Source organism: Winogradskyella pulchriflava (genome assembly GCF_042434315.1).
GTDB lineage: Bacteria > Bacteroidota > Bacteroidia > Flavobacteriales > Flavobacteriaceae > Winogradskyella > Winogradskyella pulchriflava.
Map to the genome: position 1 here is coordinate 304,967 of NZ_JBHLTQ010000001.1, position 25,700 is coordinate 330,666.

At 33.8% G+C, this 25,700-nt stretch carries 23 protein-coding genes; 10 read left to right on the top strand and 13 right to left on the bottom strand.

Annotation, left to right across the window (positions count from 1 at the left end):
• Positions 1-215 precede the first annotated feature (215 nt).
• From arfB to ACFFGA_RS01390, 7 genes are all read right to left on the bottom strand, one after another.
• Positions 216-620 (bottom strand): alternative ribosome rescue aminoacyl-tRNA hydrolase ArfB, encoded by a 405-nt coding sequence (arfB, locus tag ACFFGA_RS01360; RefSeq protein WP_386058555.1) that lies wholly within the window; start codon positions 618-620, stop codon positions 216-218.
• Positions 621-622: 2 nt separating this feature from the next.
• Positions 623-2,179, bottom strand: a complete 1,557-nt coding sequence (locus ACFFGA_RS01365) for a DUF4301 family protein (RefSeq protein ID WP_386058557.1) — start codon at positions 2,177-2,179, stop codon at positions 623-625.
• Positions 2,176-2,745: an AAA family ATPase gene (locus ACFFGA_RS01370; protein WP_386058559.1), complete on the bottom strand. Its 570-nt coding sequence runs from the start codon at positions 2,743-2,745 to the stop codon at positions 2,176-2,178. The genes ACFFGA_RS01365 and ACFFGA_RS01370 overlap by 4 nt, the downstream gene beginning before the upstream one ends.
• Entirely contained in the window at positions 2,706-3,338 is a 633-nt protein-coding gene (pnuC, locus tag ACFFGA_RS01375; protein ID WP_386058562.1) for a nicotinamide riboside transporter PnuC, read from the bottom strand. Before pnuC ends, ACFFGA_RS01370 begins: the two co-directional genes overlap by 40 nt.
• A 26-nt stretch (positions 3,339-3,364) precedes the next feature.
• A complete protein-coding gene (locus ACFFGA_RS01380) occupies positions 3,365-3,625 on the bottom strand; it encodes a hypothetical protein (RefSeq protein ID WP_386058565.1) in 261 nt (86 codons plus the stop codon).
• Between the two features lie 92 nt (positions 3,626-3,717).
• On the bottom strand, positions 3,718-4,476 hold the full coding sequence (locus ACFFGA_RS01385; protein WP_386058567.1) for a phosphoglycerol geranylgeranyltransferase: 759 nt from the start codon (positions 4,474-4,476) through the stop codon (positions 3,718-3,720).
• Between the two features lie 3 nt (positions 4,477-4,479).
• Entirely contained in the window at positions 4,480-5,106 is a 627-nt protein-coding gene (locus tag ACFFGA_RS01390; protein ID WP_386058570.1) for a 4'-phosphopantetheinyl transferase family protein, read from the bottom strand.
• Between the two features lie 130 nt (positions 5,107-5,236).
• On the opposite strand from ACFFGA_RS01390, the gene ahcY reads away from it, so the two are divergent.
• Complete coding sequence (gene ahcY / locus ACFFGA_RS01395) at positions 5,237-6,553, top strand: adenosylhomocysteinase (RefSeq protein WP_386058573.1); 1,317 nt, start codon at positions 5,237-5,239, stop codon at positions 6,551-6,553.
• A 146-nt stretch (positions 6,554-6,699) separates the two neighbouring features.
• On the top strand, positions 6,700-6,993 hold the full coding sequence (locus ACFFGA_RS01400; RefSeq protein WP_386058576.1) for a GIY-YIG nuclease family protein: 294 nt from the start codon (positions 6,700-6,702) through the stop codon (positions 6,991-6,993).
• Positions 6,994-7,207: 214 nt separating this feature from the next.
• Here ACFFGA_RS01400 and ACFFGA_RS01405 read toward each other — a convergent pair whose 3' ends face one another.
• Positions 7,208-9,337, bottom strand: a complete 2,130-nt coding sequence (locus ACFFGA_RS01405; protein ID WP_386058579.1) for a S46 family peptidase — start codon at positions 9,335-9,337, stop codon at positions 7,208-7,210.
• 81 nt (positions 9,338-9,418) lie between these two features.
• Here ACFFGA_RS01405 and ACFFGA_RS01410 point away from each other — a divergent pair, with 81 nt between their 5' ends.
• From ACFFGA_RS01410 to ACFFGA_RS01420, 3 genes are read left to right on the top strand one after another with little or no spacing between them, the layout of a single operon-like run.
• A complete protein-coding gene (locus tag ACFFGA_RS01410; RefSeq protein ID WP_386058582.1) occupies positions 9,419-10,561 on the top strand; it encodes a methionine aminotransferase in 1,143 nt (380 codons plus the stop codon).
• A 53-nt stretch (positions 10,562-10,614) separates the two neighbouring features.
• Positions 10,615-11,103, top strand: a complete 489-nt coding sequence (locus ACFFGA_RS01415; RefSeq protein ID WP_386058585.1) for a hypothetical protein — start codon at positions 10,615-10,617, stop codon at positions 11,101-11,103.
• Between the two features lie 3 nt (positions 11,104-11,106).
• Positions 11,107-11,886, top strand: coding sequence for an amidohydrolase (locus tag ACFFGA_RS01420; protein WP_386058588.1), 780 nt, complete (start codon positions 11,107-11,109; stop codon positions 11,884-11,886).
• Here the strand turns inward: ACFFGA_RS01420 and ACFFGA_RS01425 are convergent.
• Together ACFFGA_RS01425 and ACFFGA_RS01430 are read right to left on the bottom strand one after the other, a co-directional pair.
• On the bottom strand, positions 11,870-13,480 hold the full coding sequence (locus ACFFGA_RS01425) for an Ig-like domain-containing protein (RefSeq protein WP_386058591.1): 1,611 nt from the start codon (positions 13,478-13,480) through the stop codon (positions 11,870-11,872). The genes ACFFGA_RS01420 and ACFFGA_RS01425 overlap by 17 nt on opposite strands.
• 55 nt (positions 13,481-13,535) lie before the next feature.
• Positions 13,536-14,195: a ComF family protein gene (locus tag ACFFGA_RS01430; protein WP_386058594.1), complete on the bottom strand. Its 660-nt coding sequence runs from the start codon at positions 14,193-14,195 to the stop codon at positions 13,536-13,538.
• Between the two features lie 83 nt (positions 14,196-14,278).
• On the opposite strand from ACFFGA_RS01430, the gene ACFFGA_RS01435 reads away from it, so the two are divergent.
• The gene (locus ACFFGA_RS01435; protein WP_386058597.1) at positions 14,279-15,166 is read left to right on the top strand and encodes a DUF8428 domain-containing protein; all 888 of its coding nucleotides are present in this window, start codon (positions 14,279-14,281) and stop codon (positions 15,164-15,166) included.
• Positions 15,167-15,229: 63 nt separating this feature from the next.
• Positions 15,230-16,771 carry a glycine--tRNA ligase gene (locus ACFFGA_RS01440; protein ID WP_386058600.1) on the top strand — a complete coding sequence of 514 codons (1,542 nt, stop codon included), beginning with the start codon at positions 15,230-15,232 and terminating at the stop codon, positions 16,769-16,771.
• Between the two features lie 55 nt (positions 16,772-16,826).
• Here the strand turns inward: ACFFGA_RS01440 and ACFFGA_RS01445 are convergent, their stop codons facing one another.
• Positions 16,827-17,360 (bottom strand): DUF3575 domain-containing protein, encoded by a 534-nt coding sequence (locus ACFFGA_RS01445; protein ID WP_386058604.1) that lies wholly within the window; start codon positions 17,358-17,360, stop codon positions 16,827-16,829.
• 96 nt (positions 17,361-17,456) lie between these two features.
• The gene (locus ACFFGA_RS01450; protein ID WP_386058607.1) at positions 17,457-20,885 is read right to left on the bottom strand and encodes a DUF8818 domain-containing protein; all 3,429 of its coding nucleotides are present in this window, start codon (positions 20,883-20,885) and stop codon (positions 17,457-17,459) included.
• Positions 20,886-20,997: 112 nt separating this feature from the next.
• Here ACFFGA_RS01450 and ACFFGA_RS01455 point away from each other — a divergent pair, with 112 nt between their 5' ends.
• From ACFFGA_RS01455 to ACFFGA_RS01465, 3 genes are all read left to right on the top strand, one after another.
• Complete coding sequence (locus ACFFGA_RS01455) at positions 20,998-21,759, top strand: exodeoxyribonuclease III (protein ID WP_386058610.1); 762 nt, start codon at positions 20,998-21,000, stop codon at positions 21,757-21,759.
• 21 nt (positions 21,760-21,780) lie between these two features.
• Positions 21,781-22,740: an OmpA family protein gene (locus ACFFGA_RS01460; protein ID WP_386058614.1), complete on the top strand. Its 960-nt coding sequence runs from the start codon at positions 21,781-21,783 to the stop codon at positions 22,738-22,740.
• Between the two features lie 191 nt (positions 22,741-22,931).
• The gene (locus tag ACFFGA_RS01465; RefSeq protein ID WP_386058616.1) at positions 22,932-23,969 is read left to right on the top strand and encodes an aldo/keto reductase; all 1,038 of its coding nucleotides are present in this window, start codon (positions 22,932-22,934) and stop codon (positions 23,967-23,969) included.
• A gap of 64 nt (positions 23,970-24,033) precedes the next feature.
• Here ACFFGA_RS01465 and ACFFGA_RS01470 read toward each other — a convergent pair whose 3' ends face one another.
• Entirely contained in the window at positions 24,034-25,578 is a 1,545-nt protein-coding gene (locus ACFFGA_RS01470; RefSeq protein ID WP_386058619.1) for an Rne/Rng family ribonuclease, read from the bottom strand.
• Positions 25,579-25,700 lie beyond the last annotated feature (122 nt).

Here is a 25,700-nt window from a genome sequence, read left to right on the forward strand (position 1 = left end):
ATTGATTTTTTTGATGAGTGAGATGCTGAAACAACACTTCGACTGCGCTCAGTGTGACAGTTCAGCATGACAAAGTCATCTTTAATTTCCTAAACAGCATTACCTGTTCTAGGTTCAATGGGTATGATCTCAGCCGATAATAGGCACCCCTTTTTTGAGAACGCTGCAAAGATAGTAACAAATGATAACTGACAAATAATAAATGATGAATTCTTTTAATCCACCTGAGGAGGCTTTCTATTTGCCTTTTTATCAGCGTTTTTTCGTTTATTTTCTAATCGCTTTCGCTTTACTGCTTTAGGAATTTTTGTTGGTTTTCTTTCTTTTTCTTCTTTTAAACCTTCATAAATTAAGTCTACAAAGCGTTGCGTTACTAGAGCTTTGTTTCTAAACTGACTTCTACTTTCATCAGAATTTAAGATTAGTATTCCTTGTTTATTAAGTCTAATGCTAAAAAATTCCTTTAACTGCGCTTTTTCTTCTTCATTAAGTATTGAAGATGCTTCAAGGTTGAAATACAACACAACTTTAGAAGCTACTTTGTTTACATTTTGTCCTCCACTGCCTGAGCTTCGGACTGCCTTATAGGTTAGTTCTGATATTAAAGCTTCTACATCCACATTTATTGTATTTGATGTGGTGCTTTAAGCAAATCATTTACGGTTTTAACAGGATTAAAAGTAATAATCGGAACCTCAACAAAAATGGTATTCCAAAATGCCATACTACCATTCCATAATCCTGGTAATTCTAGTGCTTTTAGATCTTTGCCAGATTTTGTTTTCATTGTTATAAAAGCCGCATTTTGGTCCACAAAGTTTTCAAGATTAAACTTCTCCCCTTTGTAATTCTTTACACCGCAAACTAAATCTACAGGATTAAAATGTGTTGCATTTGTTAAAATATCCTTTTGCCACTTATTCTTTAAGTTAATCTGTGCCGATTCTACAATTTGCAAAGACAGATTTCCAAATTGGTCTCTAACCCAAAATGGTCCACCACCTGGCTCACCTTCATTCTTTACCATACCACAAATTCTTATTGGTCGGTCTAGCTTTTCGCGCAAATATTCAATTTTATATTTATCTAAATATTTCTTGTATTCTCCAGAGATTTTAATGCACATTTCATTAGATAAAAATGTTTCGATATCATTAAAATCTTGTTCTGATATGTGTTCCTTATCTAAAACTCTAAGGCATTCAAATGCTTTAGCTTGTAGTTTTAATAGGACTCCAGCTAATACCTTTTTGTATTTAGCCATCTCTTCTTTGTACTGCTTAACAACAACATTATCTATATTTTTAATAAAAATAATATCAGCATCTAATGCATTTAAGTTTTTTAATAATGCTCCATGACCTGATGGCCTAAACAACAAACTACCATCATCTTCTCTAAATGGTTCATCGTTTAGGGTTACTGCAATGGTATCTGTAGATTGGTGTTGATACGAAAATGAAATATTAAAAGAGACTCCTGTATTGTCTTCAACATATTCCTCTATGCGTCTAAACTCTTCAGTAAATTTATCTTTATGACGTTCTGATATAGTAAAATGAAGTTCTGCCTTATTATGGTCTGAAGCATAAATTGCAGCCTCGTACAAATGCTCCTCAAAAGCTGTGGAAATATGACTGCTTTTATACTTATGAAAAGGTAACAATCCTTTTGGAGAGTTCCCGAAATTTAGTTGATTCTCATCTAGCATAGCATTAACAAAATGCAATGCTTTATCTCCAGATGACAAACTATCAAAATCGATAGACTTTGTCTTAAGATGTTCAATAACTTGATTATAAAACGGAAATTTTTCTAAACCCACTAAAAACAACGCTAAATCTCTGAGATTCTTTTTATTGATAAAAGCATTTAAAGATTCTTGATTGGGATTATACTCTTTTATAAACTGAAACAAAAACTTAAACATCCTAGTTGCTGCACCAGATGCTGGCACAAACTTTAAGAGCGATATGTTATTTTTTTTGGTTTCAAAATGCTCTATTGCCTCATTAATACATTTGGCATTTAGACTTATAATACCATCACCAATGGTTGCAGCTTCCGCAATATTTGTAAAAGGTATTCCATTTTTAAAAAGCTCAATCTGAGATTCAACTTGTTGTACAGTTAAGCCTTTTGCTTCAATTTGTTTTATGTCTTTTTCTGTAAAACTCATTTCTTGTTCTGTAGTAGATTATCAATATGTTTAACAGCCAATTTAAGTCGTTCTTCCTTATTTCCTTTTAGTAAAACGTATGGTTTATTGTAGGTTTTTAATGCATTTTCAAAAGCCCTAAACATACGTTCTCTTTCATTTGGTTTATCTCTTAAATCGTCTGCCTCCCAAGGCGTGTCAATATAAGTTAAAAAATAAAGGTCGTACGAATTTTCTAGAGCATGTGTTTCTAAAATCGGGTCACATGTACCTGAGTAATAGGCTTCGCTATATACTTTGGTTTCAAGCAAATCGGTATCACAGATTAAAACAGAATCTGTTTTTTGAGCCAATTCGTTTTCAAGTTTCATTTGTCCGATTGCTATTGGCAACAGGTCTTTTGGCTCACAGGTTTTGCGTTCGTTATTCCATTTATTTTGAAGATATTCTCGCGCATATTCTGGCACCCAAACCGAATTATAATATCTTGCCAACTGTCGGGACAATGTTGTTTTGCCTGTAGATTCAGGTCCAAATAACACTACCTTTATGCAGTTGCTAGGTCGTTGTTTAAGTGCTTTTTCCATGCTAAATAACCGAATATTGCTATTACCGTGAATCCTAAATATTGGAAACTTGTAAATGTAAATCCTTTATAAAAATATAAAGGTACAGATATGATATCTCCTACAATCCAGAATATCCAATTTTCTATTTTTCGTCGTGCCATTAGCCACATACCTACAAAAAATATGGCTGTTGTAATGGTATCTACATAAGCTACCCAACCGTTCCATTTGTCAAAAGTTTTGTAAACTATAAATACAAATGCTAAAGTTGCAATAAAGATACCTATGCTTAACTTTTTCTCTTTATTCGTTACTCTAGAAATAGGTGTTACATGCGTTGCATCTACTTTTCGTGTCCATACATACCAGCCATAAACGCTCATAGCAAAGTAGTAGGCGTTAATCATCATATCTCCTAACAACTCCCATTTAAAAAGTAGATATACAAATATTAAGGTGCTAATCATTCCTGTTGGAAAAACAAGAATTTTATTTTGTTTTGAATACCAAACAGAAAGAAACCCAAAAATTACAGCTATAATTTCTAAAGCAATATCAGAAGTTTGATATTCAGAATATTGCGCGAAGAAAAAATCAAAAATCTGGTTCATAATAATGTTATATCTCTACAAGGTTTTTAAAAGTGAGGTTCATAGTCACTTCGGTCTGTTTTTACCATTTTCATTTGCAATACAGCAATATCTAAATCAGAAAATGACTTCTTAATTTCTTGCGTTAAAAACGGCATCACCTTATCATAATCACCATAAATTTGCGTGCTTAAAGGATTTTCTAAAACCGTAAATTCTGAAGCTCTTAAAGCTTTTATAAAGTCAATTATATGTGGTTCGTAATCGTCTTTAAGTGGAGTAAGTGTTAGTTCTATTGATATTTTCATAATAAGCCCATCTTAATCTTCCTACTTCGACTGCGCTCAGCACAAGCTCGGGAAGAAACTGTTATGTGTTAATATTTATGATTAACCACCTTTTATTTTTCCCTTTTGGGGAATTGCCCAGAGGGCAAAAGGGATCTTAATTCATCAAAAAATGCCTCATCTTGTTCAAACGCTGTTCCAATAACAACGATATCTGCACCAGCTTTATAAGCGGATTCTAATTCTTGTTTACTTCTAATGCCGCCGCCAACAATGAGCGGAATATTTAGTTCCTTTTTTACTTGTTGAATGATTTCTGATTCAATAGCATGTGTTGCTCCGCTTCCAGCTTCGAGATATATAAGTTTATTGCCCAATAACTCACCTGCTTTGGCAGTATCAACTATAGTTTTGAGATTATTTCGTTTTAAAGGTTTTGTTTTACTAACACGTTCTACGGAAGTTTCTTTTCCGTTTTCAATTAATAAATAGCCTGTTGGAATAACCTCAAGCTTTGTATCTCTCAATTTTGAAACAGCTTCAACATGCTTTCCTATTAAATAATCAGGATTTCGCCCTGAAATTAGTGACAAAAACAGAATGCCATCGGCTTTATCTGTAATCTGAATCACATCACCAGGAAATAAAACCACTGGTAATTTCGTATGCTTTTTAATTTCAACAACCAAAGTTTCAGTAACGCCTTCATCAACTTCACTACCACCAACAAAGATTTGTGTTGCAATAGATTGATTGACTTTAGATATAAAGTTTGAAACGTCCACAATCTTCATTTTATCCGGATCAATTAAAACTGCCAGAAGTTTTTCGCCTTTAGAAATAGCATTAAGTATGTTTTGGTATATGTTCATGGCTTAAGGAATTACATAGGCACAAGTAAAACCTTCAAACTCTAAAAAGGCAGTATTGTATCTGTATTTTTTGCCTTCGTAATCTATCCAAGCCACTGTGTTTTCGTCCTTGAGCATAAACGGAATCACTAAAAAATGCTCTTTAAACAACATGCCAGGTGTGGCAAATAACTTGTATAAGGATTCTTTAACGCCCCAAATAACAGTTAGTTTTCTAATGTAAGCATCAGAATTTTTATTAAGATATTCAAATTCATAATCCACAAACTTATGGGCTATAATGCTTATTTTTTCACGTTGCTTTTCAATATCAATACCTACTTCATTGTCACTTACAATCACTCCAGAAAAAGTAAATGAATGTGTGATTGAAATATGTTTGCCATCTTTTAGATGTGGTTTTCCATTTTCATCATAAAACAGATCTTGGTCTGTATAACCAAATTCACTAAGCAAATGACGTACGCTTAAAAAACCGCGTTGGTGGAGCTCACTTTTCATGCCCAAAACACGAGTTAAACTCTCTGGTCTTAACTCTAGAGGAGACAACAACGCATCGTAAGATTCTTCAATCTTCCAGATTTTAACAGTAGTTTGTGAGTTTACACTAATGGATTTATACAGTGGCATTTAATATTCTGAATCCTATTGATTATCTTTGCACTGCCTAAGGCAGATTTGGCATTTTTTGGTAAGCGAATTTAACCATTTCAATGTTAAACCCAAAGGCAAGCATAATTTAAAAAAAGATAAAAAGAATATGAGTACAAAAACAATTGCTTACGTACCTAATAAGGTGAAAGATATGTCGCTTGCGGCTTGGGGAAGAAAAGAGATAGAATTAGCCGAAGCTGAGATGCCAGGTTTAATGAGTCTTCGTGAAGAATATAAAAATGAACAACCTCTTAAAGGTGCACGTATTGCGGGATGTTTACACATGACGATTCAAACTGCGGTTTTAATTGAAACATTACAAGCTTTAGGTGCTGAAGTAACTTGGAGTTCTTGTAATATTTTCTCTACGCAAGATCAAGCTGCTGCTGCAATCGCTGCTGCTGGTACTGCTGTGTACGCTTGGAAAGATATGACTGAAGAAGAGTTTGATTGGTGTATAGAGCAAACTTTATTCTTTGGTGAAGACCGTAAACCACTAAACATGATTTTAGATGATGGTGGTGATTTAACCAATATGGTTTTAGATAAATATCCACATTTAGCCGAAGGCATTAATGGTCTTTCTGAAGAAACTACAACAGGTGTTCACAGACTTTACGAACGCGTTAAAAATGGTACTTTACCAATGCCAGCGATTAATGTAAACGATTCGGTTACAAAATCTAAGTTCGATAACAAATACGGTTGTAAAGAATCTGCAGTAGATGCTATTCGTAGAGCAACAGATATTATGTTGGCCGGAAAACGTGTAACCGTTTGTGGTTATGGCGATGTTGGTAAAGGTACTGCAGCTTCCTTTAAAGGAGCAGGTTCAATTGTTACAGTAACTGAAATCGACCCAATTTGTGCGTTACAAGCTGCAATGGACGGTTTTGAAGTGAAGAAACTAGAAACTGTTGTTGGTAACTCTGATATTGTTATTACGACTACAGGAAATAAAGACATCGTTAGAGCTGAGCATTTTGAAGCTATGAAAGACAAGACTATTGTTTGTAATATTGGTCATTTTGATAACGAAATACAAATGGATTGGTTAAACAAAAACCATGGCCATACTAAAGATACCATTAAGCCTCAAGTTGATAAATACAATGTAAACGGCAAAGATATTATCATCTTAGCTGAAGGTCGTTTGGTTAACTTAGGTTGTGCAACTGGTCATCCAAGTTTTGTAATGAGTAATTCATTCACCAACCAAACGTTAGCGCAAATTGAACTTTGGAACAATGCGGACGCTTACAAAAATGATGTGTATATGTTACCAAAGCATTTAGACGAAAAAGTAGCAAAACTGCATTTAGCCAAAATTGGTGTAGAGCTTACGGAATTAAAACCAGACCAAGCCAAATACATTGGTGTAGAAGTTGAAGGTCCTTATAAGCCTGAGCATTATAGATATTAAGAATTCCTGCGAAGGCAGGAATCTCATAAATTAAAACTTTAATACAAATTAACCCTTACAGAAATGTGAGGGTTTTTTAGTTTTACTGTCACTTCGAGTGATTCCGAAGCATGAGGAATTGTATCGAGAAGTATTACTTTTAAAAAATGAAACAATCTTTCGTTTACATTCTTAAATGTTCTGATAATTCTTATTATACAGGTGTTACTTCAAACCTATCTAAAAGATTAATTGAACATAGAACTGGTAAACACAAAGACAGTTATACTTTCAATCGCAGACCAATTGATTTAGTTTTCTACGCAGAATTCACAGATATCAATTTAGCGATTCAGACTGAAAAACAAATCAAGAAATGGTCAAGAGTTAAAAAAGAGGCTCTCATTAATGGTGAGTTTGAGAAGCTTCCGAACTTAGCAAAGAAAAGTTTTAACAGATAAGAGTTCTCGATACAAAATTGCAGAAAAAGCAATTTCACTCGAACTGACGACTACACTTCAATTTCAATTGTCAATTTTTGAGTATAATTATAACGTCACTTCGAGTGATTTGTGAGGCACGAGTAAATTGTATCGAGAAGCTTTAATGTCAGATGCAAAAAGCCCTCACAGTTTTTTGAATTCTGTGAGGGCTTTAAGGTTATATAAATAGCATTTATTTTTTACTCTTCTTTTGTTTCTTTTTCGTTTTAGAGCCATCCTTTTTTGAATGTACTAATTTCATTTCATCAATCAAATGCTTAGCGCCAGCATATTTATCTACAATAAACAGAACGTAACGTAAATCTACCATAATGTTTCGGCAGATTTCTGGGTCGTAATTCATGTCGCTCATGGTGCCTTCCCAAACGCGATCGAAGTTTAGACCAACTAAATTGCCATGGGCATCAATTGCAGGACTTCCAGAGTTTCCACCAGTGGTATGATTAGTTCCTAGAAAACAAACAGGTACTTTTCCATTTTTATCTGCGTATTGCCCATAATTTTTAGACTCATATAAATCAATAAGTTTTTGAGGCACATCAAATTCATAATCACCAGGAATGTACTTTTCAATAACACCATCTAAATAACTTACAGGATTATAATAAACAGCATCTCTTGGTGAATATCCTCTAACTTGCCCATAAGTTACACGAAGTGTACTATTAGCATCTGGAAAATAGCGCTCATTTGGCAAAGCCTCCATAAGTGCTGTCATATACTTTGTTTGTAATGCATTAATAGGTTCGTTTTTTTCTTGAAATTCAGGATTAATTTCATTAAAAAACTCTGCAATTATAGGCTTTGCGTACGCATAAGCAGCATCTTTGTTTAAATTTTCGATAACATCATTAGCATCTCCTTCCAATAATTTTAAGGCCGAATCTAAATTGGTGAAAGCGGTTTTATCGTAAATAGAAGCATCCACATTTTTACCGTATAAAGGCATCACATTTAAATACACACCTTTATCTAATTCGGCATCATAATTTTTGTGAATCCCTTTTAATTGACCTGTTAAAACGTCTTTTCCTCTTTCAAGATTATCAGGATTTGCAATCAAAGCTTGCTCTACTTGATAGGCTCTAAAGGTCATTTGTAGTAATTCCGTAGTCGTAATAAATACTTCAATAAAATTTCTACGTTTTATGTTTATAGGTGCAAAATCTTTATAGAGTTTATCAAATTCTGGTAGAATATTTCCATATTTACTTTCAAGTCCTTTTTCTTTTAAAGCTTTAGTAAAAGTGGCTTCAAATTCTCGTCGTTTTGCAACAGCATTACTTTTTTTAATTCCTAAGTTTTCACCAATCCATCGTTTCCAAGAGTTAGCAATTCGTGCTTGTTTTGATGCGTATTTAATTCGCACCTCATCACTTTCTTTCATTTTTGCATCAATGACCTTTAAAGCAGCTTCGCGAATGGCAATGTTTGTTGGATTAAATTCTTTTGTAATATGTTCAACGGCAACAGCAGGTAGATACTCGCTTGTTGTGCCTGGAAAACCAAAAACCATAGTAAAATCACCTTCTTCTACTCCGTCTAAAGAAATAGGAAGGTAATGCTTTGGCTTATAAGGCTTGTTGTCTTTACTGTATTTAGCAGGTCTATTATTAGCATCTGCATAAATTCTGAACATAGAAAAATCGCCAGTATGTCGAGGAAAAACCCAGTTATCTGTATCACTTCCAAATTTACCGATACTACTTGGTGGTGCACCAACTAAACGAATATCTTCAAAACGTTCCGTTACAAATAGGAAGTATTGGTTGCCTTCATAAAAAGCTTTTGTTTTTACATTTTGCCAAGATTCTTTTGGCCAAGTTTTTAAAGCCGCGTTTGTGTTTTTTGAGATTAATGATTGCTTTTCAGTTTCGGTCATAGAATCGGTAATACCCTTTAAGGCTGCTTCCGTTACATCGTGAATACTCACAATAAATTCAATAAATAAGCCTTCGTTTGGTAATTCCTCTTCAAGCGACATTGCCCAAAACCCATCTTTTAAATAATCGTTTTCTAAAGACGAATGCGATTGAATTTGGCCAAATCCGCAGTGGTGATTAGTAAGTACCAAACCTTGATCTGAAATCACCTCACTAGTACAGCCTCCATTAAAATGACCAATAGCATCTTTTATACTAGAATTGTTAACATCGTAAATATCTTGAGCAGTTAATTTACTACCCAAACTTCGCATTTCATCCTCATTCATACCTTCTAAAAGTGAAGGAATCCACATACCACCTTGTTGAGCTGAAACTTGGAGAACAACAAAAAAGAAAAGAAATTTTATAAAGCGCATAATTAAGTTTATTTGTTTTTTGTAAAGATAAAAAAGCTTGTTTCATATCTTTAAGATTTTAGCATATAAAGCTGTTATTTTATGAATCATCACTCTAAACTACCCAATGTTGGCACTACAATTTTTACCGTAATGAGCGCTTTGGCAAATAAGCATCAGGCATTGAATTTATCTCAAGGCTTTCCTAATTATCCGAGTTCTCAAAAGTTAAATGATTTGGTTACAAATGCTATGAATAATGGCTACAACCAATATGCACCAATGGCAGGGAATTTGGATTTGCGTTTGGCAATTGCGAATAAATATCAGTTGCTGTATAAAAGCACCTACCATCCTGAAAAGGAAATTACGGTTACTGCAGGAGCAACACAGGCTATTTATACTATTATTTCTGCATTTGTGAGACCAAATGACGAAGTCATAATTTTTAATCCTGCTTACGATTGTTATGAACCTGCTGTTGAAGTTAACGGAGGAAAAACAATCCCAATTCAATTATCTGCACCAAATTATAGTGTAGAGTGGAACGAAGTAGCTTCAAAAATAACGAGCAAGACTAAAATGATTATGATTAATTCTCCTCATAATCCTAGTGGAACAATTTGGTCTAAAGACGATATGTTACAACTTCAAAAATTGACTAAAAACACCAATATTATTGTACTAAGCGACGAAGTTTACGAACATATAATATTTGATGGTGAAGCACATCAAAGTGCTTGTTTGTTTGAAGATTTAAAACTGCGAAGTTTTATCACAGCATCATTCGGAAAGACATTTCATAACACAGGTTGGAAAATTGGTTACTGCTGCGCACCAGATTATTTAATGTCGGAGTTTAGAAAAGTACATCAGTTTAATGTGTTTTCGGTTAATCATCCTGCACAAAAAGGCATTGCAGATTATATGCAAGATGCCGAAACGTATTTAGGCCTGAATAATTTCTTTCAACAAAAACGGGATTTGTTCTTAAATCTCATTGCAAAATCGCGATTTAAATTTACACCATCACAAGGAACTTATTTTCAAGTTTTAGATTATTCTCAGATTACAGATGAGCACGATGTGGAATTTGCAAAACGGTTAACTAAAGAATTTAAAATAGCCTCTATTCCGCTTTCGGTATTTAATGAAAATGGTAAAGATGATAAGGTTTTGCGCTTCTGCTTTGCTAAAACTGACGAAACATTAGTTAAAGCTTCCGAAATTTTATGTAAAATTTAAGTTACTTTTTGTACATTTCTGTGTCTGATAAGCGAACACAAAAACAAAAACCCATGAAATACTATATTATACTCTTATTCTTATCATTATCGCTGTCTTCATTTGCTCAAAAGGTTGAAAAAGATGGAAAAACTTACGAAGTAAAAAAAGAAAAAATCTTTGTAGATGGCAAAGAGGTTACAGAAACCTTAAATAATGAAGAAAAACAAGCGATATTAAATAAAGCTGCTACCATTTCTGAAAAAATGAAAAAGCAAGAAAAAGCCGAAAAAGCAGCCAAAAAACTTGAAAAAGAGCACAAAAAAGCTGAAAAAGCACAAAAAAAGGCTGAAAAAGCGCAAAAGAAAGCAGAAAAGGAATTAAAGAAAAGAGAGAAACTCCAGAAGAATTACGAAAAAGCACAAAGCAGTTTAGAAAAGGCGCAATCTAAATACGAAAAACTAAAAAAGAAAGGTAAGCTATCTCCTGTTGATGAAGGGAAATGGCTTGAAAAAATAGAAAAGCTTACTGAAAAAGCAGAGAAAGCTAAGAAAAAGCTATAAACCATGAGCAATTCCCTAACTGTTGCACTCATTCAAACCAGTTTGATTTGGGAAAACCCTGAAGCAAATAGAAAATACATAGAACAAAAGGTCAATACTATAAATAGTGTTGACCTTATTGTTTTACCAGAAATGTTTACTTCTGGTTTTACCATGAACGCATCTGAGGTTGCCGAAACTATGGATGGCAAAACCATAAGCTGGTTAAAAGATTTAGCAAGGCTAAAACAAGCTGCTATCGTTGGAAGCTTAGTTATTTCTGAAAACAACACGTATTACAACCGCTTGGTTTGTGTTGAGCCTTCGGGTAAAATTTCTCAATACGACAAACGCCACACCTTTACATTGGCTGGAGAACACAAAGTTTATACAGCTGGTACAGATAAACTTATTTTAGACTATAAAGGTTGGAAAATCTGCCCTATGGTCTGCTACGACTTACGCTTCCCTGTTTGGGCAAGGAATATAGAAGATTATGATCTTTTACTTTATGTAGCCAATTGGCCAAAAGTAAGAATTGACGCTTGGGACACACTCTTAAAAGCACGATCTGTAGAAAACATGGCTTACTGTATTGGTGTAAACCGCGTTGGACTAGACGGCAATAACTATGAATATTCAGGACATTCCGCTGCTTATGATGTTTTAGGAAATAGAATTGATTCTATTCCAGAAAGCAAAGAAGCTATCGAAAATATAACTTTAGAAAAAGAGCACATTAAAAAGTATCGCGAAAAGTTAGGCTTTTTAAAAGATAGAGACAGCTTTAATCTAAAAGCGTAAAATCAATAATAAAGTCAAAACTTGCCCTTACTTCTTCAATTGGCGGAGAGTAACTTACACGTTCTGGTTGAATGCCTAACAAGTAATTTCCTGTATCATACTTACCGTTACCATTGGTATCGTAAATAACACGTAAGCTGTACGGTTTTGGCTCTAAATTGGTGAAATCTACTACAGGCGAATCCTTTGCATAACGTTCATAGAGTACATCTCCTTTATCATTTACTAATTGTACAATTAGTGGAAATTTAGCATTCCTAATATTAACTCTAATATTTCCATAATCGGATTTTAATCTGGTTCTAGCATTAAATATTAAAGTATCCTTATTGGTTCCACCATAAAAATCGGAAAATGTTCCAGGCAACATTGTAAAGCTGTATTTCTCACCTTCTTCTTTTTTTATTGGGAAAGTATAGCGATTAAGTATGGAATCGTACTTAATCTCAAAATCCACGTCAAGAGAATCTTTATTAATCAGTTTTATTTTAGACCTATCAATTTCTGTAAGCGGCAGATTACCTTCAACTATAATATCTTGATCGAAATTCAATGTGCCTTTGCTTATCTTTTTTATCTCAAGGGAATCTTCTTCAAGTTTTCTAAAACGATGTTTAAAGGTATCTACATACTTCTCATTGGTAACTACAAAAAAGGTAGTATCTACTTCAAATTGTGGTTTGTACCAATAATACAAGGTATCTGTTAGTTCGTCTTTAACAATTCTAGTTTGATAGCCTTCAGGTGTATCTCCTAGTACTTTTATTCGCATGGATTCGTAATCACCTTCATAAGGGAAAATAATCCTAGTTGCTCCATCTTGTTTTGGTTTTATCGCTTTAAAATTAACCTTCTCTTTGAATAAAGTCAGTGGATAAATAGAATCTGTTGGCACTGTAATAAAACTTTCTTTAAACCCAATTTTGTCGTCCTTCTGATCAAATTTATAATTACCGTTTTTATCCTTTAAAGCAATCAACTTATAGGTTCCTGCTTTGATATTATCTATACTAAACGTCGTTACACTATCTAAAGTATTGGTGATGTATCTTGGTTTTTCTTTAAATACAATAGAGTCTGAATACGTAGAATCAACTTCGTAAAGCATCACGGAAACAAAAGTGTCTGGCTTTTCTAACAAAGCATCTTCAACATAACCTTTTACCGAAAGTGAATCAATAGTATCTCCTGTAGAAAAAACATAGCGATAATAAGGATAAGGATTGCCTTCATTATTATCTACAATACTTTCACCAAAATTAAAAGCATAGGTAGTATTAGGCTCTAAAGTGTCTTTTATTTTTATAGAAATATACTTACTGGCTCCACCTAACGGAATAATATCAGGTTCGGTATCCATTGGTGGAGAAATGATAAGTTGCTTTCTTAGATCCTTAATTTTTATATACTCATCAAAGTAAATTCTAATTTCGTCTGCTTTAAAATTAGTTGAAAAATTTTCAGGTGAAGCACTTAAAATTACAGGAGGTTCTTCATCTACTTCTCCACCAGATGGAGAGCCACGATTGGCACAACTCACCAAAACAATAGCAAAAAAAACAATACTTAAAAGTCGTATTAAATGTAAACGCATCTGCTCCAAATAATTTAGCACAAAGAAACAATTTTAAAATTTAGAAACGAAAAAATCAATCGGCAATTGCCATAGTAGCAAGACTTAACTTAATATTATCAATTTTTAACAATTCAGTAGCACAAGCCTCGACCGTTGCTCCAGTAGTAATAATATCGTCAACCAATAGAATATGTTTTCCTATTAGCGATTTCTCTTCTGAGATATCAAATAGTGCTCCATCATCGTTCCAACGTGTTAATCTTCCTTTAAAAACTTGAGTCTTTGTAGCCTTGGTTTTTACTAATATCTTATCGTTATAGGCAACGTTGAGTGCCTTGGCAATTTCCTTTCCAAAATCTGCAACTTGGTTATAGCCGCGTTTCCTTAATTTAGTTTTGTACAAAGGTACTGGCACAACCACATCTATTGCTTTGTAAGCTTCAATTGTACTAAGCTCATCGCCAAGCCATTTACCAAGAAACGCACTGATATGCCGATGTCCTCTATATTTTAGATTATGAAGTAATTGCTGAACAATACCTTTTTTAGAAAAGTGCAAAAGCGCTGTTGCGTTTTCTAGTTTTACACGTCCATAAACGATTTTTTTTACGTCCTCAGAATTCTCGAAATGAAAATTTGTAACCGGCAACTGATGCCTGCATTTTACACAAATCACCAACTTTTCATCTACCAAAACCATGTTGCATGCTTCGCAGACTTTTGGAAAGAACAAGTTTAACAAATTTTTTACCACTTAATCGATTAAAATAAAATTGCCGTACAATATAATCTAATTTCGCACCAACTAAGAAATTAATGATGATAGTTAACCCTCAATTATTTAACTACAGATTAATTATAAGTTCTTTATTGGTCGTTTTAACTGTTTTAGGAATATATAGTTTTACAAATTATAAATCCATTAAATCCTACGAAGAGTTTCTAAAACAAGAAAAAAGTTTGATAGAAAAAGAGCTATCAGAAATGTTATCAAGTTATGACGATTTAAGCCAAGATTATGATCTTATGGCTTCGCAGCTCCAAGAAGCGAAATTAGAAACTAAAATAACTTTAGATTCTTTAAGATTATTAAAAAGTGACTTATCAATAATCACTAAGTTTAAAGATCAGCTTTCAGTTTTAAAAACTAAAAGTAAGGTGCTTTTAGCTGCCTTAGACTCTCTTAATTCTGCAAATATAAAATTGCAGAAGGAAAAACGTTATGCGCTCAATACTATTGAAAAGAAGTCCATTACTATCAATGAATTAGAGCAAGCAAACGATTCTCTAAACAAAACTATTGACGATGCAGCCATCCTAAAGGCTAGTAGTGTTGAAGCCCAAGCTTATAAATTAAAATCTGGGACAAAACGTTTTACAGCCAGAGCAAGACGTGCTAATGCTATCGATGTTTGTATAAGATTGGCTGAAAACCCTTTAACCATAAAAGGGAAAAAGGATATTTACATTCAAATTGTAAACCCTCAAGGCAATGTTATTGCTGACAAAGGCGAGATTGTTTTTGGAGAAACATCTTTAATTTACAGTAAAAAAGAACTCTTTAATTTCGATAATAAAAACTTAGAGATATGTACAGCAATCGTTGCTGACGATGAAGACCAACCGTTTCTAAAAGGCTACTATTTTATTAATGTTTTTCATAAAGATAGAAAGCTAGGAGGAACAAGTATTCAATTAAAATAACAGAAACACTATAATTTTTCAAAAACCGCTCTGTTAATTAGAGCGGTTTTTTATTTTTGTGCCATGGCAAACGACGACAAATTCAAAAAAGTAATCTCTCACGCAAAAGAGTATGGTTACGTATTTCAGAGCAGCGAAATCTATGACGGATTAAGCGCTGTGTATGATTATGCACAAAATGGTGCAGAACTAAAGAAAAACATTCGTGACTACTGGTGGAAAGCCATGGTACAAATGCACGATAATATTGTGGGTATTGATGCTGCAATATTTATGCATCCTACAACATGGAAAGCTTCTGGGCACGTTGATGCATTTAACGATCCTTTAATTGACAACAAGGACTCAAAAAAGCGTTATAGAGCAGATGTTTTAGTTGAGGACTATTGTGCTAAAATAGAAGCTAAAATCAACAAAGAAGTCGCAAAAGCCGAAAAACGTTTTGGTGAAGCTTTTAATAAAGAAGAATTCGTAAGCACTAACGGACGTGTACTTGGTTATCAAGAAAAAATTGATACCATTCTTAAGCGATTAGGACAATCTTTGGAAAAAGAAGATTTAGCAGACGTTAAAGCATTAATAGAAGAACTTGAAATAGCCGACCCTTTAACAGGAAGCCGTAACTGGACAGACGTTAAACAATTCAACCTTATGTTTGGCACTAAATTAGGTGCTTCTGCAGAATCTGCAATGGACTTATATTTAAGACCGGAAACAGCTCAAGGTATTTTTGTTAACTTCTTGAACGTTCAGAAGACTGGACGTATGAAGATTCCTTTTGGTATTGCACAAACTGGTAAAGCCTTTAGAAATGAAATTGTTGCAAGACAATTTATTTTTAGAATGCGTGAGTTTGAGCAAATGGAAATGCAATTTTTCATTAAACCAGGCACGCAAAAAGAATGGTTTGACTATTGGAAAGAAACACGACTTAAATGGCACAAATCTCTTGGATTGGGTGAAGAAAACTATCGTTTCCATGACCATGAAAAATTAGCACATTATGCAGATGCTGCAACAGATATAGAGTTTAATTTCCCGTTTGGTTTTAAGGAATTAGAAGGGATTCATTCGCGTACAGATTTTGATTTAAGTCAACACGAAAAATACTCTGGTAAAAAACTTCAGTATTTTGATCACGAGGATAATGCAAGTTATACTCCGTATGTTTTGGAAACTTCAATTGGGTTAGACCGTATGTTTTTAGCTGTATTCTCAAACTCATTGGTTGAAGAAGAGCTAGACAACAACACAACCCGAACAGTTTTAAAATTACCAGCTGTTTTAGCACCAACAAAAGCTGCAGTTTTACCATTGGTTAAAAAAGATGGTTTGCCAGATATTGCAAAACAGATTGTTGAAGATTTAAAATGGGATTTCAATGTAGATTATGATGAAAAAGATGCTGTAGGAAGACGTTACAGAAGACAAGATGCCAACGGAACACCATTTTGTATTACTGTTGACCATGATACTATAGAAGATAACACAGTTACCATTCGTCATAGAGATTCTATGGAACAAAAACGTGTAAAAATTGAAGAATTAAAAGATATTATTAAAGCAGAAGTCGATGTTAAGCATTGGTTAATGCGCATGAAATAAGAAGTTTCTACCCTATTATAAAAAAACCAAGCAGTTAGCTTGGTTTTTTTTATTCTTAAAATCTGTAACCAATACTGATGCCAAATTTCCCTATAAAGTCAAATTCACTCTCATCGGTCTTAAATAAGTTCCTTCCTATTCCATAATTAATTTTACCTACAAATCCTTTTTTAGTTATCCATTTGCCGCCTAAACCTATTCCAAGAGCAAAATCAGTAACCCAATTATCATCATCATCTTCAAAAAAGAAATCTATATCTCTTTCAGAGCGATTTAACATACCAAATCCCTCAAGGAAAAATCCTCCAGCATATTTTTTACCGAAATAATATCTGTAGTAAGGTGAAATATAGTATTGCACATCGTCTTTTATCTCTTCGTCATAAGCTATAAAAGCACTAATCCCAACACCAGACTCCTCATTTAAAAGATATTCGTAACCTACTTCCACAGCACCAACAACTAGCATTAAGCCATTGAGCTTAAATTCGTGTTTAGCAAAGTAAGGGATGTCTTTTTTTTGTTGCTCTTGAGCATTAATAGCAAAGATTGAGCAAAGCATTAAAAGTGTTATCAAATGTTTTTTCATAAAGGATTGTAATTGATTAAAGTTTTAACTGACACAATAATTATACCTCTTAGATGACAAATTAAATGAATGGTTGCGTAAGAATTTACTTTATTTTTAAAAATAAGCCTTTAGCTGAATGGTTCCTGTATGGATCGTTTTGGACGTTTCTGTTTTTCTTCCAAAATAATTGAGGTTTAGGTCTAAGAACTTGGTTAGTTTCTTTTGCGCCAACAAACTCCATGTATAGTTTTTTCCTGGCTGCAAGCCTTCTAACATTTGGTATGCTACTGGTGTGTTAGGGTTGCCTTCAAATTCATTTTGAAAAAAGTTAAACTCTCCTGTCAATGCAATTTTTTGAGCATTGTTATATGTAAATGATATGCCGTAATTGTTTTGGGCCAGAGACTCTAAACTGGCGATAGTGTTTTTTTTAGAAGTGTATTGATAAAACACATCAAACTGAGCATTTTCACTGAATAAATAGGATAACTTTGGTTGAAAACGCTCCTCATCAATTATATAGTTTCTGTTGGCAAAGTTCTCACTAATACTTTCATCCTTTCCAAAACTGGCTAAAGCATTAGCCAACCAGTTTGTTGCGAATTTATGATTGAAGTTTAACTGATGGTTGGTTAAAATATTTTCTTGGAAACCTATAGATAGTAGATTTCGGCTTGTGTTAGTTAAGAACGTGTATGATGTTGTATAACGTTGCTTTCCTTTATTATAAAAAAATACATTTCTTACGCTATTATTCATTGCAAGTTGATTTTCTTCATCATCCTTAAATGGATTGAGATTAAAGTTATTCCCTTCGCGTCTCACTTTTCTATCAATTAAATAAGAGGTCTGGTTATAAAAATGCGAAAAGAACTTCTTTGTCTTATCCTCGGACTTACTCCATTGAATTGGGTTTATCGTTAAGGTTTGGCTCAGTCGGTTTTGGTGTGTTCTTACAAAAATTTGATTCGGTAATAATACCCTAATATAATTACCTTGGTCTGCAAATTGAGCGATTTCAAACTCATTTAGTTCTTGTATGCCATTTTCATTATAATCTATCCATGTATAAGCTCCTTGCCCTGCTTCTACCTCAACATAAGTAAAATCTTGTTGCGCTAAAGTACCTGAATTGGTTTCAAAATTCGTATTCCAGACAATAAGATTATTTAATAATTTCTGATTAAAATTTAAACGGCTATTTAAACTTTGTTCATCTTCAGTCGTGTCATCTTCTGCTTTTAAATCTCTATAATTTACAAATAATTGCAGGTTAGTGTTATTATTCTGAATTAATCGCGATTTTAAATAATAGGTGTTTGAACTATTAACGCGTTCCAGATTATTATTTCTCAAACTGTCATTGAAACGTTTAATGTAGCCCACTTCCGCAAAAACCTTAGTACTATCACCAACACCTACAAAAGCTTCATAGGCTTTAAACTTTTGGCTCAAAGGTGTTAAGGAATCTGTTGTAATAACGGTTTGCTCATTGTCTTCAGTGGCAAATTTTACTCCAGCCCATTTGTTGTTATTACCATATACCACTCGGTTAAAAGACCTTAAAAAAGTAGAACGGTTTATGGTACTTTCACTATTTAAAAAACTAGAATTTGAAAAAATGCTAAAGTTACCCAAACGCAAATTAGCAGTGATATTATGCCGATTACCTTTAAAATTATCTGAATAATCAAGGTACTCAAAGTTATAGTTAGCAATACCTTTTTTTGAATGTGACAGTTGCAAACCTGTTGTCATTAATACCTGATTTCCAAAGTTGATATTCCCTTGGTTATTTTGGGTGTTGTCTAAGTTCCAATCGCGATTAAATTCTGCTCTATAAAGTCGCTGAATGGTTCTAAAATTCTTTTGAATAAAATCCGCATCAACTAAAGCAGATAAATTCCACAAACTATCTGTTTTAATAATTTTTTGGTTCACTCTTAACTTACCAGCAAAACCATCATTATCATTATCATCTAAGCTAGAAAATAAGTTATTATCGTTTTTACTACCGGCCAATTCGAAAAATACATCTGTTTTTTTGGTAGGTTGATAACGACCGTTCAAAATTGCAATTTGCAAACGTTCTGGTGCTACTAATTGTGTAATCGGTTCATAATTTCCTTGAGGCACACCACCAATTGGAGCAACATATTCAAAAATATTACTAACAGCATTATCGTTGCTCAATACATAATTTCCTTGATTAGCACCAACCAAAGTAAACCTCACACTAAATAATTCATCTTCTGGATTTTGAGAAAACACAAATACTTCTTCGGTACCCACAAATTCTTTTCGGTATAATATCCTGTTTTCAGAATATGATTCTGGTGTTGCCGATGGCGCAACCATTAAACTGGTATCGTCACCTGCATCAGCTAAAATCTGTGTTTGTTCTGTAGATAAATTTTGCTGTAACGGCTGATTTTTAGCATCACTTTCTGAATACACAGCAACATTAAGGTTTAGTTTTTCGGTTTTATAAGTACTACCACCAAACAATGTAAATCGTGAGTAATTGCGCTCACTAAATTGATAATCGACGGTGATTCGCATTTCTGAAGTAATCGGGAATGTGGAATTGAAAATAATTTCTCCTGCATTATAATCAATAATATAATCGTTGTTTTCTCCACGTTCTAAAGGCACACCATTAACATAAACCGTTTCACTACCAGACACTATGAGCACAAACAATTCGTTATTGGGTCCTTTTAATTTATAAGGCCCTTGATTACCTTCTTGTGCTGTAAACTGTGTTGTTGTAAACTGCCCTCTTACCAAAGCTCCAGAAACAAAAGCTGAAGTTTTATCACTAAGATTAGCACTTACCAATAAACCTTGTACACGTTTAGAAAAATTAGCAAAGTAACTATTGGTGTTTACGAGGTCAATGTCACCTGCACGTATATTCCAATTGTCACTAAAAAGTTCAATAAACACCTGGTCAAACTCATCTAATCGTTGTGAATACCCACTTTCTTGTAATGGAATATTAGCATCTTGAATTGAGGCTCTAAGCGATACTTTATCACTTAACTTACCCGAAATCTGAAGATCTAATTCGCTATTTAAAACCGAATTTTGATTGTTTCCTATGGTTACACCTCGTGAAATACTTCCAGAAGTCGTCAAACCATCAAATGGTGTAAATGCGGAGCGTTTATTGGTGTTTTCAAGCTTATATAATGCCTTTGTACCAGAGTCTGACCTGTCAACAATAACATTATCATCTAATTGCCTGTAAACTTTGGTTAAAAATTTGGGGTAGCGTAAGTATTCTATTTCAATGGTATCTATCTCAATTGGCTGTTTAAAAACTAAAATGGACTTTACATAATCGACGGTATATAATGTTGAATCTATAGCTTTCCCATCTTTGGTTTTTATTATAAATCGTGATGGATTGATGCTAACAGAATCTATATTTATAGAATCTTTTACTGTGATACGCTTTTTCATATAATTACTAGAATTCTCTTGGGCAATACCAAAAAAAGAACTCATAATCAGTAGAAAAAGTAGTATCTGCTTCATGTAGAATAATAACTGTCTAAAGCTTAAAATATTTTAAAGTTAAAACAGGCTTAAAATAATAGTGTAAAAGTAGGGTATTATTTAATTTAGCAGTTCATCAGAAAATGAGATTATGAAAATAGCATCATATAACGTTAATGGTATAAGAGCCGCCCTAAATAAAGGTTTTATTGATTGGCTAAAAGCAACTAACCCAGATGTCATTTGTTTACAAGAAATAAAAGCCATGGAAGAACAACTCGATTTAGATATGTTCACCGAAGCAGGTTACCAATACAACTATTGGTTTAGTGCTCAAAAAAAAGGCTATAGTGGTGTTGCTATTTTATGTAAAACACAACCCAATCATATAGAGTTTGGAACAGGAATAGAATCTATGGATTTAGAAGGGAGAAACCTTAGGGTAGATTACGATGGAGTATCTATAATGAGTATGTATTTACCATCTGGTACTAACGACGCCAGACTAGCTCATAAGTTTGAATACATGAATATGATACATGAATACCTCAATGAACTTCAAAAAGAAAAACCAAATCTTGTAGTCTGTGGAGACTATAATATTTGCCATGAAGAAATAGATATTCACAACCCTAAAATGAAAGGAGTATCAGGTTTTCTACCAGAAGAACGTGAATGGCTTGGTAATTTTATTGACAGTGGTTTTATTGACAGTTACAGACATCTACATCCTGAAAAGCAAGAATTTTCATGGTGGAGTTACAGAGCCAATTCTAGAGCAAACAATAAGGGTTGGCGATTGGATTATGCAATGGTAAGCAAACCGTTACAAGAAAAAATAAAACGAAGCGTTATACTCACTGAGGCGGTACATAGTGATCATTGCCCTATTTTATTAGAACTAGATATATAAATTAAAAACAAATCATAAATAATGATAAAACGAATTTTACCAATGGTACTAGCACTAAGTCTAATGACTTCGTGTGTATCAAAGAAAATCTACTCAGATCTTGAAAATAAGTATGCCAATCTAAAAAAAGAGAATAGGAGCTTAACAGATGAAGTAGAATCCCTAAATACTGATAAAAATAAATTATCTAATGATTTAGATGCATTGCAACAAGCTTATGACAAAGCTGTTTCCGAACGTGATAAATTACAAAGTGATTTTGCTGCAGCGCAATCCAATCTCGAAAACTTAAAGGCTTCCTACGATGCTTTAGAAAAAAACAGTTCGGCTTCAATTGCTGAAAATTCAAAGAAAAACAGAGAGTTATTAGCACAGCTGGAAGCCAAAGAACAAGCCTTAGCTGCAGAAAATGAACGCTTAGAAAAACTAAAGAAAGAATTAGAAAGTCGTTCGCAACGCGTAGCGGAACTAGAAAGTGTAATCGCTGCCAAGGATGCCAATATGCGCGCTTTAAAAGATGCCATTTCAAAAGCCTTAACAAATTTTGAAGGCAAAGGCTTAACCGTAGAACAACGTGATGGAAAAGTATATATTTCTATGGAAAACAAGTTATTGTTCCAATCTGGAAGTTGGTCTGTTGGTACTGAGGGACGTAAGGCTGTACAACAGCTAGGAAGTGTTTTGGCAGACAATCCTGAAATTGCCATTTTAATTGAAGGACATACAGATAATGTGCCATATAAAGGCAACGCACAACTCAGTGGTAACTGGGATTTATCTACAAAACGTGCCACTGCCATTGTAAACATCCTAAGAGAGAATGACGCTATAAATCCTGAAAATTTAACAGCAGCTGGTCGTGGTGAATATGCACCAATAGCTACGAATGACACAGCAGAAGGCAAAGCCAAAAATCGTCGTATTGAAGTGATATTAACACCAAAATTAGATGAGATTTCTAAGTTGTTGAATGAGATATAATTGTCATTGCGAGACGCCTTTTAGCGGCGAAGCAATCTGTTGAATTTAAGTTCCAATTCAATAAAATGATGTCATTTTGTTCTAAATGACGATATATTTAGACCTCATAGGTTTTAAAAACCTGTGAGGTCTTCTTATCTTTATCCTTTGAAGTTTAATTTAAAATATTTCCGTTTTCACGGGAAGTAAACATGAAATACACTACACTACCAAACACAAATATTAAAGTTAGTAAAATATGCCTTGGTACTATGACTTGGGGCAACCAGAATACGCAAGAAGAAGGTTTTGCACAAATGGATATGGCTCTAGACAAAGGCATTAATTTCTTTGACGTTGCTGAGTTATATCCTGTACCAGCAACAGCAGAAACTTATGCAGAAACCGAACGTATTATTGGAAATTGGTTTACTAAAACTGGCAACAGAGATAAAGTTATTCTTGCTTCAAAAATTGCAGGTCCTGGAGACTATACAGCACATATTAGAACTACGGGTTTTAGTAAAACTGCACTTAACGAAGCGGTTGAAAACAGCCTAAAACGTCTTAAGACAGATTATCTTGATTTATATCAAATACATTGGCCAGAGCGTAACACTAACACTTTTGGCGTCAGAGATTACAAGCATAATCCAAATGATAAATGGGAAGATAATTTTAATGAGATTCTACACAATCTTAATGAGATTATTAAATCCGGTAAAATAAGGCAAATTGGTATTTCTAATGAAGGTGCTTGGGGAACGATGCGTTATTTAGAAGAAGCTAAATACAATAATTTACCAAAAGTGATTACCATCCAAAATGCTTATTCATTATTGTGCAGGCCTTTTGAAGGTGATTTAGCCGAAGTAGCACATCGTGAAAATATTGGTTTATTAGCATACTCTCCTATGGCATTTGGTGTGTTGTCTGGTAAATACATAAAAGGAACAGCAGCAGATAATGCACGTCTAAAATTATTTCCAAGATTTTCTAGATACAGTAGTGCACAAGCTACAGAAGCGACAAAACGTTATCTAAAAATTGCTGAAGCTAATGGCATGACGTTGGCACAAATGGCATTGGCATTTGTTAATGAAAGACCATTTTTAACGAGCAATATTATTGGAGCAACCAATTTAGAGCAGTTAGAAGAAAATATTGATAGTATTAATATCTCGTTATCAGAGGAAGTAATGAAAGCTATTAACGAAGTGCATGCAGAGATTCCTAATCCTGCGACTTAAAACTGTATAGTTATAAAAAACAAAAAGCCCAACTGAAATTTCAGTTGGGCTTTTCTAATAGATATTAATTGATTTTGTTACCATCTTTGTCAAAAAAATGATATTCAAGATAAGTGTAAGCATCTCTAGGCAAAACTTTTACCCATTTTTTGTGTTCTAAGAACCACTTAGTACGTATTGATGGATACCCTTTGGTTAAAAAGGCAGCTATAAAAGGATGTGCATTTAGTGTTATCTTTTTATAGTCTTTTTTGAGAATCCGCTCTAGGTCTTGCTTAATGCGTTCCACCACTTTAATTGGTGCTTCGATTTCGTCTCCTCCTACAAGGTTAGGGTTCTCTTCTTTTGTTTTAATATTGCGCTCTGGCCTAACGCGTTGTCTGGTTATTTGCACTAAACCAAACTTACTCGGCGGCAATATTTTGTGCTTTGCTTTGTCATCTTTCATCTCATCTCTGAGATAGTTGTAAAGTTTTTTTCTGTTCTCTGCACGTCCCATGTCGATAAAATCGATAACAATAATGCCACCCATATCGCGCAAACGCAATTGGCGTGCAATTTCTCCTGCAGAGATCATATTAACTTCTAGAGCGGTATCTTCTTGGCTCTTTTCTTTGTTAGAACGGTTACCACTGTTAACATCTATAACATGCATAGCTTCAGTGTGTTCTATAACCAAGTACGCTCCTCTAGCCATGGAAACGGTTTTACCAAACGATGTTTTTATTTGGCGTTCAATTCCAAATTTTTCAAAAATTGGAACTCCGTTTTTGTAATACTTTACAATAGATTCTTTTTTCGGTGCAATTTGTTGCACGTAATCTTTTACTTGTATGTACAGTTCTTCGTCATCTACTACAATACCAGAAAATGAATCATTAAAAATATCCCTTAAAATAGAGGATGCTTTGTTCATTTCTCCTAATACTTTGGTAGGATGATGCGCTTTGTACAATTTTTTACACATTGCTGTCCATCTAGCCAACAAATTCTGTAAATCACTATCTAGCTCGGCAACTTTTTTGCCTTCAGCTACAGTACGAATAATAACACCAAATCCTTTAGGAGTAATACTTTTTACGAGTCTTTTTAGTCGGTCTTTTTCTTCTTGCGATTCAATTTTTTGAGAAATTGAAATACGGTTAGAAAAAGGAACTAAGACAATGTATCTACCAGCAATAGACAATTCTGAGCTAATGCGTGGTCCTTTTGTGGAAATTGGCTCCTTTACTACTTGTACTAAAATTGATTGATTAGATTTAAGTGCATTGGCAATTGTACCATGCTTATCTAAATCTTTTTCAAACGGAAAGTTTTGGAGTGTATAATCTCTTAATTTTCCTGTGCTTACACGTTTAATGAATTTTAAAAGTGAAGGTAATTTTGGTCCAAGATCATGATAGTGTAAAAAACCATCTTTCTCATAGCCTACGTTAACAAACGCGGCATTTAAACCAGGCATAACTTTACGGATTTTAGCAATAAAAATATCGCCTACAGCAAAGTTATTATCCTCTTCATCTTTATGTAATTCAATAAGTTTTCCATCTTTTAATAAGGCAAAATCAACAATATCCGAACTCGATCTTACGATTAATTCTTTGTTCATAATGTTAATTTATATCTAACTCTTCATTGAGATAGATGGATTTTACTAAATTATTTGACACAGGAATCCTGATAATTCATCAGGAGTATCCAGCAAACTTAAGTACACTCTATTAAATGTGC

What these genes read in the sequence shown, in the direction of transcription:
- ACFFGA_RS01365 (WP_386058557.1), bottom strand. Translation starts at nt 2,179, where the DNA reads ATGAGTTTTACAGAAAAAGACATAAAACAAATTGAAGCAAAAGGCTTA.
- ACFFGA_RS01370 (WP_386058559.1), bottom strand. Translation starts at nt 2,745, where the DNA reads ATGGAAAAAGCACTTAAACAACGACCTAGCAACTGCATAAAGGTAGTG.
- pnuC (WP_386058562.1), bottom strand. Translation starts at nt 3,338, where the DNA reads ATGAACCAGATTTTTGATTTTTTCTTCGCGCAATATTCTGAATATCAA.
- ACFFGA_RS01380 (WP_386058565.1), bottom strand. Translation starts at nt 3,625, where the DNA reads ATGAAAATATCAATAGAACTAACACTTACTCCACTTAAAGACGATTAC.
- ACFFGA_RS01385 (WP_386058567.1), bottom strand. Translation starts at nt 4,476, where the DNA reads ATGAACATATACCAAAACATACTTAATGCTATTTCTAAAGGCGAAAAA.
- ACFFGA_RS01390 (WP_386058570.1), bottom strand. Translation starts at nt 5,106, where the DNA reads ATGCCACTGTATAAATCCATTAGTGTAAACTCACAAACTACTGTTAAA.
- ahcY (WP_386058573.1), top strand. Translation starts at nt 5,237, where the DNA reads ATGAGTACAAAAACAATTGCTTACGTACCTAATAAGGTGAAAGATATG.
- ACFFGA_RS01400 (WP_386058576.1), top strand. Translation starts at nt 6,700, where the DNA reads ATGAAACAATCTTTCGTTTACATTCTTAAATGTTCTGATAATTCTTAT.
- ACFFGA_RS01405 (WP_386058579.1), bottom strand. Translation starts at nt 9,337, where the DNA reads ATGCGCTTTATAAAATTTCTTTTCTTTTTTGTTGTTCTCCAAGTTTCA.
- ACFFGA_RS01410 (WP_386058582.1), top strand. Translation starts at nt 9,419, where the DNA reads ATGAATCATCACTCTAAACTACCCAATGTTGGCACTACAATTTTTACC.
- ACFFGA_RS01415 (WP_386058585.1), top strand. Translation starts at nt 10,615, where the DNA reads ATGAAATACTATATTATACTCTTATTCTTATCATTATCGCTGTCTTCA.
- ACFFGA_RS01420 (WP_386058588.1), top strand. Translation starts at nt 11,107, where the DNA reads ATGAGCAATTCCCTAACTGTTGCACTCATTCAAACCAGTTTGATTTGG.
- ACFFGA_RS01425 (WP_386058591.1), bottom strand. Translation starts at nt 13,480, where the DNA reads ATGCGTTTACATTTAATACGACTTTTAAGTATTGTTTTTTTTGCTATT.
- ACFFGA_RS01435 (WP_386058597.1), top strand. Translation starts at nt 14,279, where the DNA reads ATGATGATAGTTAACCCTCAATTATTTAACTACAGATTAATTATAAGT.
- ACFFGA_RS01440 (WP_386058600.1), top strand. Translation starts at nt 15,230, where the DNA reads ATGGCAAACGACGACAAATTCAAAAAAGTAATCTCTCACGCAAAAGAG.
- ACFFGA_RS01445 (WP_386058604.1), bottom strand. Translation starts at nt 17,360, where the DNA reads ATGAAAAAACATTTGATAACACTTTTAATGCTTTGCTCAATCTTTGCT.
- ACFFGA_RS01450 (WP_386058607.1), bottom strand. Translation starts at nt 20,885, where the DNA reads ATGAAGCAGATACTACTTTTTCTACTGATTATGAGTTCTTTTTTTGGT.
- ACFFGA_RS01455 (WP_386058610.1), top strand. Translation starts at nt 20,998, where the DNA reads ATGAAAATAGCATCATATAACGTTAATGGTATAAGAGCCGCCCTAAAT.
- ACFFGA_RS01460 (WP_386058614.1), top strand. Translation starts at nt 21,781, where the DNA reads ATGATAAAACGAATTTTACCAATGGTACTAGCACTAAGTCTAATGACT.
- ACFFGA_RS01465 (WP_386058616.1), top strand. Translation starts at nt 22,932, where the DNA reads ATGAAATACACTACACTACCAAACACAAATATTAAAGTTAGTAAAATA.
- ACFFGA_RS01470 (WP_386058619.1), bottom strand. Translation starts at nt 25,578, where the DNA reads ATGAACAAAGAATTAATCGTAAGATCGAGTTCGGATATTGTTGATTTT.